This window comes from Microcoleus sp. A6-C6 (genome assembly GCF_036705955.1).
Taxonomy (GTDB): domain Bacteria; phylum Cyanobacteriota; class Cyanobacteriia; order Cyanobacteriales; family Microcoleaceae; genus Microcoleus.
The window spans coordinates 18,808-34,019 of sequence record NZ_JAUBVR010000065.1; the positions used below are offsets into that span (position 1 = coordinate 18,808).

Consider the following 15,212-nt stretch of genomic DNA (forward strand, 5'->3'; position numbering starts at 1 on the left):
ACCAATTACCAATTACCAATTAACAATTACCAATAACTAATGACTGTTTACTAATGATTGATGACTGTTGACAACTGACAACTGACAACTGACTAATGACTATCTAAAATAATCTCAACTGCTTCACTCAAATTATTAGCAATTAAATCCGGTTGGTACATTTCTAGTTGAGTGCGATCGCGAATTCCGCACAACACACCAATTACCTTGACACCGTGGGTTTTTGCCGCGATGATATCCGCCTCAGTATCCCCCACCATCCAGAGATCAGAAGCCGGCGGCAGTTCAGCCAAAGCTCTTGCCATCAGCAGCGGCTTATCTTTAACATCCCCAGTTTTGACGTAATCGTTAGGGAGGCAATAGCGGCGGTTTTCTGGGAAAAAATGCCCTAAATTGCAGCGGTTAAAAGCTTCGTCTAGTTCCCTGACGCGGCGCATGGTCATCACCGCTAAGTCTACTCCAGCGCGCTGCACCTTTTCGAGCGTTTCCACGGCGCTGGGAACTGGTCGATCGTACATCAGGAACGGCAACGTGTGGACAGTTTGACGGCGTTTCTGGGCAAATTCGACGGCTTGGGCTGCATCTAATCCTGAGAGGATGCCGATTTCGCTTTCGGGAACCCGCGCCCGCTTCATGTTCCAAAACTCGGCTTTCGGGAGTTCGTGCACTGCTTGGCCCTCACGCTGAGTCTCGGCCAGACACTGCTGATAAACTCGGTAATAGCGATCGGACACATCCATGATCGGGCCATCAAAGTCGGTAATAAGTCTCAGCATTGAGCAGAATATTTTTAAGATTTTATACAAATTGTTACAGATTATATCACTTCAAGGTCACAGCTCCTTTACAAAAATTGACACAAATACCCAGGGGAGGTAAGGTCTATAGGAATGTTGCTAATTAAAGGCAACAGTTTAATTCAACTGTGCCAATCACCAACTGTAGCGGTTGTAACAAATATCAGGGAATCTACAATTTAAGATATGTTGCATAAATACGGCTAACCGCTACGTATTGTTAATAAATCAAAACCTCAATCGAGGCTGATTTTTACTAAGCTTGCTCACAAAAAAAGTGGGTTTAATTAATATTGTTACATTTCTAAAATACAAAAAAACTGCTTGGAGAATCCAAAATTTATTGTGTCGATCAATTAGCCAGCCCGAATAGTTACTGGCATCCACCAATATCAAAACTTTCCTGACAAATAGCAGCCAAACAACAACTAACTTTATCTCCCAACCATTAAGTGTGATGATCTACAATAGCGAAAGGCTCCCAAAATTAAGTTTACAGATTAGTTCCCAAAATATTAATAATCTGCTTGACAAACTGTTGTCCTTGCGTCGCATTGAATACCTCGCAGTTGATCGACAACTTAAAATTCTAGAAACATCCTTAAACGTGCAAGAGTTGGCCGACATTCCTGATGGGGTCGAAAAAGGAAAAGATTTGCGCGATAGTTTTCCCGAACTGATCGGAATCGAAGAAGTGCTAGACGATATTCTTGAACAACGACAGCCAATTTTTCAATTAAAATCAGTAACAAAAATTTTAACTAATGGCTCTTATTTGTATCTAGATTTATATTTGTTTGCTCAGAAAAATCACCTGAAACCTGAGAGATTGATTGTTTTATGCGAAGACGTAACAGACACTGCTGCGCTTCAGCAAAGTATGGTTCAGGCAGCAAACGAAAACAGTATTAAAGTTAATTCCTTGGTGAGCGCTCGCGATTATATTGACAAAATTGTTAACTCTATCAATGATATTTTATTGGTGACAACGGAAGCGGGAAAAATCAAAAAAGTGAATAAATCCACCGAATTATTATTTGGATATACCCAATCAGAATTAATCGGTAAACCCATCTCGATGATTACGGCTGACGAGGAATTATTGCGTCAAGTTAGCCAGCTACTTCCTGAACTTAAAAATGAATCTTGGCATCAAGTAAAAGTAGCTTGTACAACTAAAAAAGGTTCAAAGCTGACAGTTGCATTTTCCTGCTCTACGATCGAGACCAGCATAGAAAGCCAGCACTCAGACAACAAAACCACCATACAAGATTTTGTCTATGTGGGCAGGGATATCACCGAGGAACAGCGGACAAAAAAGCGTCAAGCAGCACAGTATGCGGTAGCTCGCATCATGTCAGAATCTGGTTCTTTAGAGAGCGCCACTCCGAAAATTATGCAAGCTATTTGTGAAAGTTTGGGGTGGGATATCGGCGAACTTTGGACGCCTGTGGATGAAAAACATACTAAGTCTGATGCGGAAAATACGCACGAGCAAGTACCATTTTTGTTTGCTGCACCAGATAGTAACGTTGAAGATATCCCTATTTTGCTGCGAGTGGGAGTTTGGCGCAGGGGGAGTGAAGTAGGAGAGTTTGTGGAAAATTGCCAGCAGATTACTCTAGAGCCTGGTGCGGGTTTGCCGGGAATAGTTTGGAACACCGGTTATCCGCAGTGGATTACGGATCTGCTTAAAGATCGCAATTTTATGCGATCGCACTTAGCAGCTAAAGCAGGATTGCGATCGGCCTTCGGTTTCCCAATTCGCGCTAGCGGTCAAGTTGTGGGGGTAATGACTTTTTTCTGCCGGGAAAAACAGCCGTCGGATGAAGACTTGCTTCAGATGATGGCCGCGGTGGGTTCTCAATTAGGGCAGTTTGTCAAGCGCAAATATGCGGAGAAAGAATTGCAAGAAGCTGAAGCTTCCATCCGGTTTTTGTACGAACAGGAAAAACAGCAAAGTGAAAAATTAGCTCAGCAAAATTTAGCTTTAGAACAGACAAAATTAGAGTTAGAAGCTGCTAACCAGGAATTGCACAGACTGGCATCTGTGGACGGTTTGACTCAGATTGCTAACCGTCGTTGTTTTGACAAAAAATTGCAATCGGAATGGCAGCGGATGGGTATAGAGAAAGAACCAGTATCTTTGATTTTACTAGATATCGATTTTTTTAAACTTTACAACGATCGCTACGGGCATCAAAAAGGCGACGAATGTCTCAAAAAAGTGGCTGAAATTTTAGACAAAAATGCTCACCGGGGAGGCGATTTAGCAGCCCGCTACGGTGGCGAAGAATTTGCGGTAATTTTGTCCGGGACTGATGCCAGGGGAACGCTGCGGGTAGCTGAATTAATTCGCAGGGATTTGAATGCTATGGCAATTCCCCACGAAGCTTCAAAGGTAAGTGAGTCCGTGACGGCGAGTATGGGTCTAGTTACTGCTGTACCCGCTGCTGAACTATCTGTGGAGTGGTTGATTGGGGAGGCAGATCGATCGCTCTATCAAGCTAAACTAGAAGGGCGCGATCGTATATTTGTTTACCTAGACTCGAAAAGAGAATTTCAGAGCAGGAAAGGAGTATTTTCTGATGATTGTGAGAGAAGCTAAAATCGCTGACGCACCTGCCATTGCACGGGTTAATTTAGACACTTGGCGGACAGCTTACCGAAAAATTGTACCGCCAGATTACCTCGCGCAACTGTCATATCAAAAACGAGAAAGCAATTGGCAAGAAATCCTGGCAAACGTCAAAAATACTGGGGATTTTGTCTGCGTTGCTGAGAATAGATCAGGACAAATTGTGGGTTTTGCTGCGGGCGGTTGCGAGCGTACTGGCAAATATGCTTATCAAGGAGAATTATTTGCCATCTATATATTGGAGGAATATCAGCGTCAGGGAATCGGACAGCAACTTGTGAGAAAAGTTGCCACAAAATTGGCAGAATTAAATTTGAATTCGATGCTGGTATGGGTACTGGGAGACAATTCCGCCTGGAAGTTTTATGAATTTTTGGGAGGTGAAAAAGTGGACGAAGAACAGACAAGCAGAGCCGGAGTTATACTCAAGGAAATTGCTTACGGGTGGATGGATATCACAGTGCTGATAAACACGCCTGCTTAAGCTCAAAATTGGAAGTTTTATCAATCATCGATCAAACTTCCCCTCTTCATTTGTTCCCGTTCAATTGCCTCAAACAAAGCCCGAAAATTCCCAGCCCCAAAACCTCCAGCTTGCACCTGTTTACCATTAACTAAACTAACTCGGCGTTCAATAATCTCGACAAAGAAAGTCGGTTCTGCAAAAATTGGCTGGGTAAAGATTTGCAGCAGCATCGCAGCGGGAGTATCTTCTTGCCAATCTGCCAAAACTTCAGAAGCTGCGATTGCTTGCCAATCTGCGGGCAAATAGTTTTGCCGCTGTTGCAATTCGGAGTAATATGTTGAAGGAACTGGCAGAAAAGGCAAACCGCGCGATCGCAAATCGGTAACAACACCTACAATATCAGCAGTTTGCAAAGCCATGTGCTGAATTCCCGGCCCTCGATTTGCACTCAAAAACTCTTGAATTTGAGAATTAGCCGATGCCGGTTCATTAATCGGGAATTGCACCCCACCTTCAGCGTGCACCATAACTTGACTGCGTAAAGCCGACTTCTCAGTCTGAATGTCAAAATTTTGCTGAGGATCAAAACCTAATATTTTTTGATACCAACTAACAGCACTTGACAAATCGCCCACTTCAACATTTAACACTACATGATCGATCGAAGTAAACAGCGGCAGCTTACCAGAAGCTAGCACTAAATTTTCTCCAATTCGCTCAACTAGCGTATGACTTAAATCTCCCCAACCAGAGATTTTTGCCCGCTTAAAACGGCCCGTTGCTGTGATGTCTTTTTGAATCGGTTCCAGAATTTGAGCGCCTGCCACCTGCGCTCTAGCTACTGCTAATTCGATATTTTTTACCCGAAAGCCGACATCGGCAATGCCGGAAGGATGAAACTTCAACCAACTAGCAGCGGGACTAGCGGGTGTCAGGGGCGAAGATAAAACAAAACAGACATTGCCGCTGCTGACAGCTTCAGTGCGAGTGTGGCTGTTGGAAGAACCTGCTATTGATTGAAAGCCTAAGTGGCTGACAAACCAGTCGCGGGATACTTTAGCATTTTCAACGTAAAACAGAATGCGATCGAATTCCATAATCAATAGTTGAAAATGGAAAGTGAAAAATGGAAAATCGGCTGATTTTCAGGACTCAACTGCAAGGGAGAGACTGAGGAATGGAGATTTTTCATTAGTTTTTCGTGTAATCGCTTAATAATAACCCAAAAATTGAATATCTTAGCTCCCTCTGAAGGTAGAAATACATCGGCACTTAAAAGAAACGCGGTGTCTGGGATGACTTGAATTTGGTGGTGAGGCCTTCGGCAACAGTCCTGGGCGCAAAAAATGGTTGACGTGCTACTTAGTAGAGACTCAATCGGTGCGCCGAAGAGCACCCCACAAACTACTAAAAGAACAAATGACTTTCGGGCTGAATATTAATTTCTAATGGTACAGCTTGTGGGTCAGAAGCAAGAGCAAACATAATTGCATTTGCAGCAGTTTCGGTACTCAGCATTTTTGAGCGGTCTACCTTCAGACTCACATTATCCCAAAACGGAGAATCGACTCCACCAAAATAGAATAGTGTAAATTTAACGCCGTAGCGACGCAGCTCATCTGCCATGCACTTGCTGAAACCAACTACCCCAAACTTTGAAGCACAATAAGCGGTTCCCATCGCCATCGAATGCTTGCCTAAAATCCCGATGACATTGCAGATGTGGCCGGATTTGCGGTCTTTCATCACATTTGCGGCTGCTTGAGATGTGTAAAAACTGCCTTTCAAGTTCAAGTCAAGCATCGCATCTAAATCAGCGGGTTCTAACTTGTTCCACTGCTTGAGAATTCCGGCACCAGCGGCGTTTACGAGGGCATCAATTTGTCCGAAATGTTCGACAGTTGTCTGCATCAGCGTCTCGACTTGCTGCAAATGGGTGATATCTGTCGGTACGCACAGTACCTCTGTTGCCGAAAGTTCGCTAGCTAAAGCGTCTAATTTACTGCTATCTCTGGCGGCGAGCACTAGCGTCGCACCTGCATCAGCGAGTTTGCGGGCTACCGCTGAACCGATGCCGCCTGTCGCACCCACTACAACTACAACTTTGTCCTGCATATCGCTTTACATTTCTTTACGTCCCGATTGTATGATAACTCAAGTTATGGGGCATGGGGCATGGGGCATAGGGCATGGGGAATAGGGCATTGGTCATTAAACAAGATTGTATAAATATTTGATTAATACGAAAACCGCAGATTATAGGCAGATAAACGCAGATAATTTCAAGATAATTTGGGAACGAGTGCAATCTTGTCTATTGGGAATTGGGAATTACAGCGGTTCTCAACTTTCGTGAGGTAATCGCCATCCTATCACCGATTACCGATTACCATGATCCATTTCCTAATTAGACCTCTTGCAAAAGTCCTTTTAATCAAATTTTGGAATAGGCAAGATGCCCATTCCACAAGAAAAAAAAATTTTTGGAATGGGCATCTTGCCCGTCCTAGCTATTTTTGCAAGATGTCTATTACTGTTTGATTAATTCAGGGAAACTTGCCAGCCTTTTTCGGCTTTATTTAGCTGGAGAGACGTGCAGGATTGTAAAAATTTAGGAAATTTTCTACCGATATTAAACTCTTTAATTATTTGGGTAATTTGTTTGCCGTATTGTTTGTGAAATTCGCTGCCTACATTGGAGAGGAATACAGAATTGTGAGGAGAGTTGTCGGTCAAGTCGCTAACTATTTTGACCAGAGCTTTTTCTAAGTCTTCCAAGGAATTAATATCTGTCAATCTGGCTGGTGGTTCTTCGTTGTGATTGAGATTTTCTTTATTGAGTATTGGGGGTGGGGGTGACAATTTGACTTCAAAAAGAGTGACATAAGTTTGAGAAATTTCTGAGGGTTTGTGGACGACAAAATCGGTTGGATATTTGAGAAAAATATCCTTGGTTTTACTGCCGAGTAAATGATGGGCAACAACTTCATTGAGGACTAAACCATGATTTTGTCTAAACAAAGCTGAAATTGTAGAAAGTTTTATCCACTGAGCTGAAGTGCGTTGTTGCTCTTTTTTGATTAATTCTTTTAGCTGAATAACTAATTGTTCTACGGGTGTAATTTCCGGTATGGTTACGAGAGAATGGGTTTCCACTTGTCCGGTTTTGCTGTTTAAAACTATGATTTTATCTGTTTGCTTGCGGACTTGAAATACGGTTAGTCCGTGGGCTTGCAGTGTGTTGCTGAGGTGGGTGAGGGCGCGATCGGACGAACAGACAAAAATCTCTTTGGCTGTGGGATAATGTACGAAAATTGATGCGCCTACTGTTGCCATTTTTAAGTCGGCGCTGTCTTTGCCGGGGGGCACGTGAATCAGTTGATAGCCGCGCTGGTGAAATTCGGCATCTTTTTTGCCCATGCTGCGCCAGTTGGCAAAGGCTACTTTGATTTGGATGGGATAGTGGCAAATTCCTTCTAGAAATTTTTCGGTTTCGATGGTGAGTTGCAAGTTTTCGACATCTAGCAGCAAGATGGCAATGCCGATAGGAAGCGAATTTGTTTGATAGGCGGTGGGAGTTGGAGGTTTTGGGGAATCTGAGTTTGGTGATTTAGCTGGTGCTATTTGGGATTCGGCTAGCTGCTGAATTTTGGCAAATAATTTGCTGAATTGAGATGAATTAATGAATTCTGGAATCAGCAGAATTTGGAGATATTTTTTCGCAGTCAGCAGCAGGGAATTTGTATCGCTGGCTACTTTGAAACTTTTGGTCAATTTTTCAATCAAAACGGACTGAAAATCAGGTTTGGCCCAGGGGGTTTTCCTGTATTTTTCAGCTATCCATTCGGGATGTTGTTCCTGAATGGCAATTAGTGTTTGAGCGATATAGCGACTGATGGCGCTGAATACGACTGATTCTTGAGTGGCTAGGAAGGAAGTTCGATCGGGCATGGCCCTCTACAATGCGGGATGGTGTCTCAATCTATCATAATGTTAGTTTCTTGTCGGTCGCCGGACGATCGCCCGCCAAATCCAACCGGCAGCAATTAACGCCAACCCAGTCAGCCAAATTTGCCTCTCCACCCAGAAAGCCAGAAACAGACACGCAGCCAATCCAACCCAAGCCAGCCACTGCGGGTACAGCCTTTCGGCGGGGGAAAGTTGCAGCGCTGCGAGGTTGGTGATGGCGTAATAAATCAAAACACTAAAAGCGCTGAAAGACCAAGTGGTTTTGACATCGCCGACTAAAATTAAAAGTGCGATCGTAATTTCGACAAATATTACAGCCACATAGGGCGTTGTCCCCGCAGGATTCAGCCGCGCCAAGACTCGCGGCACATCCAAGCGCCGCCCCATCGCCAGCCAGACGCGCGACAGCCCTAAAATTAAGTTCAGCAAGACTCCCAGCATGGCGGTAATTGCGCCGACGGCTAGCAGTTGCGAAACTCCGGGAATTGAAAAACTGCGGGCGATGACTTCCAAGGGTGCAGCCGCAGCGCCTGTTTGCAAGGACAATTTATCTGCTCCTCCCGCACCTGCGACAACTATTGCTACCGCCACGTAAAGCAGCATTGTCAGCACCAAAGTAAAAATTATGGCTTTGGGAATGGTTTTCCTAGGTTCCCGCACTTCTTCGCTCATTGTGGCGATGCGGCCGTAACCGGTGTAGGCGACAAACATTAGGGCGGTGGCGTGGAGGATGGAGCTGATCGAGCTATCATTCTCTAGCGCGGACATTTTTTCCCACCTTACCTCTGGCAAACCCGCAGCGATAAAGACAGCCAGAGATAAGAGTGTAACTGAGACTGTGGCTGTATTGGCAATATTCGATCGCCTGATTCCGGTCAAGACAATTAAAGTTAGGACGGCGAGGGCGATTAATGCTGTTAGGATTAGGTAAGTGCGATCGGCAACACCAACTGCATTTAAAAAATACCCCGCAAAACCCAAAGCAGCAGTAGCAGCCGAAGCCGTTTTCGCCAACAAAAACATCCAGCCGGCGGTAAAACCCAGCCAAGGATTGAGATATTTATAACCATATTCATAGGTACCGCCGCTAACAGGGTGACTCGCCGCCAATTGAGCGCTATTGAGCCCGTTACAAACAGCAACCAAAGCAGAGATACCTACAGCCAAAATCACTCCCGGCCCCGCAATTTGGGCCGCAATTCCGATACTCACAAATACTCCCGTGCCCACAATCGAGCCGAGTCCCATGAGAGTTGCACCGAAAACACCTAATTCTCGTTTTAGCAATGGTGAAGACATATAGCCGGATGTTGAAGGAAGAAGGAAGAAGGAAGAAGAAAATTGCAATTTCCCGCAATGGTTTCAGCAATTAATAATAATATTAATTCCGCTCTTCATCGAAATTATTCATATCTCTCTCGTCTCCCTCTGTGTTCTCTGTGTTCTCTGTGTTCTCTGCGGTTAAATCATTCCGATACAACCGGAAACGATATAACGTCCGGTTGAACCTTGGCGGTTTCCATAACTATAGCAGGCAAGATGCCTGCTCCACAAAAATATTGGCCTGTTGTGGAACAGGCATCTTACCTGTTCTGAAAGAAGTTCCAGGTGTCAGCAAGTAAATCCACTCAGTTAAAAGTAAGATACAGATGACTAAAAAGCTTGCTGTATAAACATTCTTCCTTCTTCCTTCTTCCTTCTTCCTTCTACTTATTAACCGAAACGGCCTTGAATGTAATCCCTTGTACTTGGATTACTTGCAGAAGTAAAAATCCGACTTGTCGGCCCAAATTCAACCATGCGGCCGATGCGACTTTCATCAGTATTAAAAAATGCCGTGTAATCAGAAACACGAGCCGCCTGCTGCATATTGTGCGTCACAATCACCACAGTTAACTGTTGGCGCAGAGTCTGAAATAACTCCTCAATCTTCATCGTAGAAATCGGATCTAGAGCCGAACAAGGTTCATCCATTAGCAAAATTTTTGGCTTCACCGCTAAAGCGCGAGCAATGCAAAGTCGCTGCTGCTGTCCACCGGAAATTCCCTGGGCTGATTTCTTTAAATTATCTTTGACTTCATTCCAAAGCGCCGCACTTTTCAGGGCAGATTCTACAATTTCATCTAATTCTGCCTTGCTTTTACCACCAAAAATCTTGACTCCATAAGCAATATTATCGTAGATACTAAGGGGAAAAGGATTCGGTCTTTGAAACACCATCCCAATTTGGCGACGCAGACTGTTAATATTGACTTTTGGACTGTAAATATTCTGTCCAAAAAACTCTACTCTTCCTTCTATTTTAACTTTTCCCTCCAATTCACCAATCCGGTTGAGAGCTTTGAGAAAAGTTGATTTACCACAACCTGAAGGGCCAATAATTGCTGTGACTTGCGGATGAGGAATATTCATCGATAAGTTTTCAAGAACTTTGTGAGTTCCGTAATAAAAACTTAAGTCCTGAACCCGCAAAGCTGGCATGGCATTGGGGTCAATTTCCGGGGTGAAATCTTCTAGGAATTGCTCTGTATAATTTTCCGCTTTCAAGTTAGCTTTAGGTTTCATTATTTGCCTGGTTATAGTGTTAATAGTTGACTAATAGATGCAATTGAATTTTTGATTTATCGATCTTGTAAACGTTTCCGAGTAACTGTACGGGATATAACGCTAGTAATCAAAACCATACCCAAAAGAACAGAAGCCGCCGTCCACGCTAATTCGTTCTGCTCTTTGTAGGGAGAGCTAGCATAGCCATAGATTAATACTGACATAGAAGGAGTCGGAGTCAGCAGTGTTTCTGGAATTTCTTTGAGTCTTGAGATAGTTTCTGAACCAATGGGAGACTGCATAATCTCGCCCAATTTATCAACCAAAGGAGGCCAAAATTGACTTGACAACGCAGTTACAATCAGCGGTGCGGTTTCGCCGGCGGCGCGGGAAGCAGCAAGTAAAATGCCTGTGGTAATAGTTGGGAGTGCTGATGGTATAATCACTCGAAACATTGTTTGAAAGCGTCCGCCTCCCAAACCAGCAGAAGCAAGACGGTAAGAGCTAGGTACTAATTTTAATGCTTGTTCTGTTGTCAGAGCCACAACTGGAAGCATGATAATACCGAGGGCAAAACCGCCTGCTAATGATGAAAATGCTTTGGTGGTAACGACAATTAGGGCGTAGGAAAATACACCTACTACGATGGAGGGAACGCTACTGAGAATGACGGTAAAAAAGCGGATGCTATTGGCAATTACCTTATTTTCTCTGCCAAACTCTGACAGGAATATTCCGGTCATTACACCAATCGGCACGCTGATCAATGTAGCAATTCCTACCATTAAAGCAGTGCCGAGAATCGCATTTGCAAAGCCGTTGGGCTGGTCTTCAACTCCCACGGGTGCTGGCAAAGATACTAGCACTTCCCAACTCAAATGTGTCAATCCTTCTCCCAGGATTTTGTACAAGATAGCAAATAAAGGTAGCAGGGCGAGAGCTGTAAAACTAAAGGCAATAACTGTCATTCCTTTGCTGAACAAATTTCGGCTTAATGACAGGGAATTGTAGATTTCTGCATCCAGAATGCTGTTGGAATTTTGTGCTTGAGTCATTTTTAATTCTTAGCTCCCTTAACACCGATTAGTTGAACTAGCAATAATGCGATCGCATTCACCAACAGAGTGATGACAAATAGAATTAGGGCTAAATACATTAAAGAGCCGACGTGCAGCGGTTCGAGAGCTTCCCGAAATTGACTTGCCAAAACTGCGGGAATTGAGTAGCTGGGAGCTAGCAGGGATTGGTTAATTTGAATCGAGTTACCAATCACCATTGTGACGGCCATTGTTTCGCCCAAAGCACGTCCCAAGGCTAAGATGGTAGCGCCGATAATTCCCGAACTAGCTGCTGGTAATAACAACTTAAATATTGTTTCCCAACGGGTTGCTCCGAGGGACATGGAAGCACTGCGCAAATCTGCTGGAACTGACATCAATACATCACGACTGATGGCGGCTACAGTTGGCAAAATCATGATTGATAACAGTATTCCGGCCGGTAGCATTCCTGGGCCTAAAGGTTCGCTGCTAAACAGGGGAAACCAACTGAAATTATCGAATAATGACTGTTGTAAGGGTAATAAAAATGGGATGAGAACGAAGATTCCCCAAAGTCCAACTATGACGCTGGGAATGGCCGAGATTAATTCAACCATGAATCCCAAGGGCGATCGCACCCAAGCAGGCAAAAAGTTCTCGCTGGTAACTATAGCTACTGAAAGTCCTAAAGGAAGTGCGATGATAATGCCGATCGCAGAACTAACTACTGTACCGTAAATAAAAGGTAGAGCCCCAAACTGCAACTCGCCGATATCCCACTTGGCATTCCACAAGAATGAGAGTCCAAATTTGCTGATAGCAGGCCAAGCATCCTTAAAAATGATCGCGCTCATCCAAAACAGCGTGCCCGCTGTCACTAAGGCGAAAGTCCATACAAATATTGTAAAGCCTGACTCAAGCCACAAACCTTCACCATTCGTATCCGTCAAGTCTAGTGCTTGGTTTATTCCTACGGATTGTCGAGTCAGTTTTTTTGATTTCTTTGAATGATTGTTCATACCCGATTTATTGCGTAAAAAATGAAATATTCGATCGAAAGACGAGTAATTTTAATTAGCTTGTAGGGTGCGCAATGCGCACCTTACGCTTCTCATGGGCTTGTAGGGTGTGCAATGCGCACCTTAAGCAAATAAATGTAGTGCACCTTAAACTGAGAAATTATGAGTCTTAAGTCATACATTTAACTCATAAACTCATAACTCCGTGCGATCGACTAAATCAACCTCTGGCAACCACACTACTATTAACTGTTTGAATCACCTTCTGAGCTGTAGCGGAAGGAACCGTAGTATACTCTAGGGATTTGTTGATACCTTGACCTGAAGTCATCACCCAATTAACCATCTTTTTAACAGCCTCGGCTTTCGCAGCAGGATACTGTTTGTAGATTAACAACCAAGTCAAACCAACAATCGGATAACCATCATTAGGATTACCTTCTACTAAGCGGAAGTCAGCGGGGAATGCTTCCCCTGCTAAAGCTTTTTCGGCTTCTGCCAAGCTAGGATCTACAAAGCGGCCTTTTCTATTTTGAATAAATGCCGTTTGGAGCTTGTTTTGGCGAGCATAAGTATCTTGAACGTAGCCGATCGCACCCGCTGTTTGCTTCACCAAACCAGCTACACCTGGGTTTCCTTGACCGCTAACAGGGCTTCCCGGCCAGCTTGGTTGAGCGGCGCCTTTGATGCTGCTGCCGATCGCCTGCAAGTGATTAGCAAAAATAAAGGTTGTACCGCTGCTGTCTGCGCGCACAACTACTCGAATTGCAGTATTTGGCAAATTTTTAGCTTGTCCGGCAATCCCTGCGATTTTCGCATCATTCCAGCGAGTAATTTTGCCTTCAAAGATGCCTTTCATGGCATCAGCACTCAGCCTGACATTGTTAACTCCGGGCAAGTTGTAGACAACTGCAACTGCGCCGCCGGCTGTCGGAACTGCCATGACGCCGCGCTTTACCTGAGCTATTTGTGCAGGAGTCATTAGTGCGTCGCTACCTGCGAAATCCACAGTACCTGAAATTAATGCTTTGATACCAGCGCCGGAGCCAGTGCCTTCGTAGTTTACAGTAATTTGATTGGCACTTCTCATTTGGGAGAAGTAGCGATCGTACAAAGGTTTAGGGAAAGTTGCTCCCGAACCGTTTAGTGTTACCGCAGCTACAGCAGAAGTAATCAACGAGAGCGAAAATGTTGCTACTGCTAGGGTAACGATAAAACCACGTCGCCAGCCTTTAGTGAAAAAAACCATAACTCCTCCTCCTCAATATCAATAGCAAGCTTTACAAATCTCTCCCATAGGATAGACTGAAATGCCCAAACAAAGGGATACAAAAGGATAAGCTTGTTTTAAATTATGGTTAATTTTAGATTAAGTTTTTTATAATTAAGAAATGGCTGCAAAAACGATAACCTTTCTTTAATCTATAGTTAACATTAGGAGGACTTACGCACTTCTGACCGAAGAAATTTGGTTTTTTATTAAATCTGCGGTTCACAATCAAGTTTTTCCCTACACAAACCCGATTCCCGATTCCTCGTGTATAAGTCCTAATTCGATTAAAAAGATTAGCCTGGGGCGATCGCCACTTGATGCTCCTTACCTTTTTTTTGCACTTTAAATGTTTGAGATGACTTCAAAAAGTCGAGAAAATTACTCTCTAATTTGAGAGATTTCAGCTTTTTGGTAATTGGTTGACAGTATTGCTTATGAAATTCACTGGCTACCTGGGGATCGAAATGTAAGCGCCTGGAGATTGAGCGGTTAAAGTTCTCAAAATTTTTCCTCAGATGCTTCCAGCGCTGCCGGAAAGTCAGTTTTTGACTGTGCCTCTTTTCGAGCGATCGCCACTTGATGCTCGCTGCCATTTAATGTCAATTGAAAAACCGAATTTCGCGACTGCAAAAATTTTATAAGACTGGAATTTGCCCAAAAACGTTTGACAATTACATCGGCGTGACATTGATATTTTTTGAAAAACAATTTTTTAAGTTTTGAGACACAAACAGCATCCTCTTGAGATTCAAATATCGCCGATTTAATCATCTCTAAAAGTATCTTTTCTACTGTATCAAGTGAATCAATAGCAATTGAATTAGCAGGTAAATCTTCCAGTAATTTCTGATGTTCAATATTTTGGTCAGCGCGAAGAGAATTTGCGGCTTTTTCTATCGCATTAATTGGGTTTTGGAGTGACGAAAATACTCCTAAATTTGTAGAATTTATAGAAGTTAATTCGATAGCGCGGCGCTCTTGAAAAAGTTGAGTAATACTAGAAAACCAAGCTATCCGCTCCTCGATAGATTGGTGTTCTGCCTTCAGCAACTCGGCAATTTTATTTGCCAGTTCTGCAAAAGTAGGGAGTTCCACTTCCTCTTTGCAAGAATAGTGATTGCTCTCCCCAGTCAGATGATTTTCTACAGACAACACAGCATTTTGACTGCGTACCCGAAACACAGTCAATCCCTGATTTTGTAATTGATTGCAGAGGTGATTTAACAAACCGTCGGAGGAACAAACAAAAACTTGGCGGACATCCCGATAGCGGTATAAAATAGCAGCACCAAAAGCAATCATTTTACCTTGATACTCCCCATGCCTAAAGGCGAGGGGATTCTTGAAGAGTCCAAATACGAACCTTCAAAGGCGAAATCAAAGCGCCCCTACTGACTCCTTCAAGGCAAAGCCCTAAAGTTGTCGCTACTTTTCGCAAAATGTTTGCAGCGCCGTTGCAGTCT

Annotated in this window: 12 protein-coding genes; 2 read left to right on the forward strand and 10 right to left on the reverse strand. The window is 43.7% G+C overall.

Going from position 1 to position 15,212, the window contains the following annotated elements; translation table 11 throughout:
- Nucleotides 1–92: 92 nt before the first annotated feature.
- The gene (locus tag QUB52_RS22025; protein ID WP_332970199.1) at nucleotides 93–776 is read right to left on the reverse strand and encodes an HAD family hydrolase; all 684 of its coding nucleotides are present in this window, start codon (nucleotides 774–776) and stop codon (nucleotides 93–95) included.
- A gap of 565 nt (nucleotides 777–1,341) precedes the next feature.
- Here QUB52_RS22025 and QUB52_RS22030 point away from each other — a divergent pair.
- Nucleotides 1,342–3,405 carry a diguanylate cyclase gene (locus tag QUB52_RS22030; RefSeq protein ID WP_332974779.1) on the forward strand — a complete coding sequence of 688 codons (2,064 nt, stop codon included), beginning with the start codon at nucleotides 1,342–1,344 and terminating at the stop codon, nucleotides 3,403–3,405.
- Complete coding sequence (locus QUB52_RS22035; protein WP_265235389.1) at nucleotides 3,386–3,919, forward strand: GNAT family N-acetyltransferase; 534 nt, start codon at nucleotides 3,386–3,388, stop codon at nucleotides 3,917–3,919. Before QUB52_RS22030 ends, QUB52_RS22035 begins: the two co-directional genes overlap by 20 nt.
- 20 nt (nucleotides 3,920–3,939) lie before the next feature.
- On the opposite strand, the gene hppD is transcribed toward QUB52_RS22035, so the two are convergent.
- The 9 genes from hppD to QUB52_RS22080 all read right to left on the reverse strand — a co-directional run bounded on the left by hppD (nucleotide 3,940) and on the right by QUB52_RS22080 (nucleotide 15,051).
- Nucleotides 3,940–4,998, reverse strand: coding sequence for a 4-hydroxyphenylpyruvate dioxygenase (gene hppD / locus QUB52_RS22040; RefSeq protein ID WP_332974778.1), 1,059 nt, complete (start codon nucleotides 4,996–4,998; stop codon nucleotides 3,940–3,942).
- 310 nt (nucleotides 4,999–5,308) lie between these two features.
- A complete protein-coding gene (locus QUB52_RS22045) occupies nucleotides 5,309–6,016 on the reverse strand; it encodes an SDR family oxidoreductase (RefSeq protein ID WP_265235387.1) in 708 nt (235 codons plus the stop codon).
- Between the two features lie 426 nt (nucleotides 6,017–6,442).
- Nucleotides 6,443–7,852, reverse strand: a complete 1,410-nt coding sequence (locus QUB52_RS22050) for an NYN domain-containing protein (protein WP_332974777.1) — start codon at nucleotides 7,850–7,852, stop codon at nucleotides 6,443–6,445.
- Between the two features lie 42 nt (nucleotides 7,853–7,894).
- A complete protein-coding gene (locus QUB52_RS22055; protein WP_332974776.1) occupies nucleotides 7,895–9,169 on the reverse strand; it encodes an APC family permease in 1,275 nt (424 codons plus the stop codon).
- A gap of 414 nt (nucleotides 9,170–9,583) precedes the next feature.
- Nucleotides 9,584–10,435, reverse strand: a complete 852-nt coding sequence (gene pstB, locus QUB52_RS22060) for a phosphate ABC transporter ATP-binding protein PstB (RefSeq protein WP_332974775.1) — start codon at nucleotides 10,433–10,435, stop codon at nucleotides 9,584–9,586.
- A 56-nt stretch (nucleotides 10,436–10,491) separates the two neighbouring features.
- The gene (pstA, locus tag QUB52_RS22065; RefSeq protein WP_332974774.1) at nucleotides 10,492–11,472 is read right to left on the reverse strand and encodes a phosphate ABC transporter permease PstA; all 981 of its coding nucleotides are present in this window, start codon (nucleotides 11,470–11,472) and stop codon (nucleotides 10,492–10,494) included.
- A gap of 2 nt (nucleotides 11,473–11,474) precedes the next feature.
- Entirely contained in the window at nucleotides 11,475–12,476 is a 1,002-nt protein-coding gene (gene pstC / locus QUB52_RS22070; RefSeq protein ID WP_332974772.1) for a phosphate ABC transporter permease subunit PstC, read from the reverse strand.
- A 220-nt stretch (nucleotides 12,477–12,696) separates the two neighbouring features.
- Nucleotides 12,697–13,725: a phosphate ABC transporter substrate-binding protein PstS gene (gene pstS, locus QUB52_RS22075; protein WP_332974771.1), complete on the reverse strand. Its 1,029-nt coding sequence runs from the start codon at nucleotides 13,723–13,725 to the stop codon at nucleotides 12,697–12,699.
- 522 nt (nucleotides 13,726–14,247) lie between these two features.
- On the reverse strand, nucleotides 14,248–15,051 hold the full coding sequence (locus tag QUB52_RS22080) for a hypothetical protein (RefSeq protein WP_332974769.1): 804 nt from the start codon (nucleotides 15,049–15,051) through the stop codon (nucleotides 14,248–14,250).
- Nucleotides 15,052–15,212: the final 161 nt, after the last annotated feature.